Origin of the sequence: Parahoeflea alexandrii (genome assembly GCF_027214025.1) — a bacterium.
In the GTDB taxonomy this organism is placed as follows: Bacteria; Pseudomonadota; Alphaproteobacteria; order Rhizobiales; family Rhizobiaceae; genus Hoeflea; species Hoeflea alexandrii_A.
This window is the reverse complement of the sequence record NZ_JAPWHB010000030.1, coordinates 1-581: the sequence shown is the minus strand read 5'-3', so window position 1 is coordinate 581 and position 581 is coordinate 1. Positions and strand designations below refer to the sequence as shown.

1 protein-coding gene is annotated in these 581 nt (G+C 64.9%); it reads right to left on the bottom strand.

Annotated features, from left to right (window positions below):
- Positions 1–581 (bottom strand): VCBS domain-containing protein (locus O4H62_RS26290; protein ID WP_269391848.1); only part of this gene is annotated, 581 nt, incomplete at both ends.

Below are 581 nucleotides of genomic sequence, written 5' to 3'. Positions count from 1 at the left end.
AGCGGCGCAAGGTCAGCCTGCTCGTCAACCGTGCCCGACTGCACGCCCGAGGTGATCACCGGCGCGTCATTGGTGCCGTTGATGGTGATGGTGACGTCCTGCGAGGCGGTGCCGCCGTTCTGGTCGTCGACCGTCACGGTGAAGGTCAGAACCAGCTGGTCGTTCTCGCCCAGGAAGTCGATCGCCGCATTGGTGGCGTCATAGGTCCAGGCAATCTCGCCCGAACCGTCGCCGAACGTCGAGTTGCTCACACCATCGAGCAGATCATCGAGGCTGAAGGCGCCGAGAAGCGTGGCTTCCTGGCCAGCCGTCAGCACATAGCCATTGGCGAGCGTCGCCGTCGTCACCACGCTGTTGGTCACAGAAGCCTGCGGCTCGTCCGACAGGTCGACATCGTCAAAGGTGATGGTGCCGGTCACGTCGGCCGGATCGGCGTCGGCGAGCGGCGCAAGGTCAGCCTGCTCGTCAACCGTGCCCGACTGCACGCCCGAAGTGATCACCGGTGCGTCATTGGTGCCGTTGATGGTGATGGTGACGTCCTGCGAGGCGGTGCCGCCGTTCTGGTCGTCGACCGTCACGGT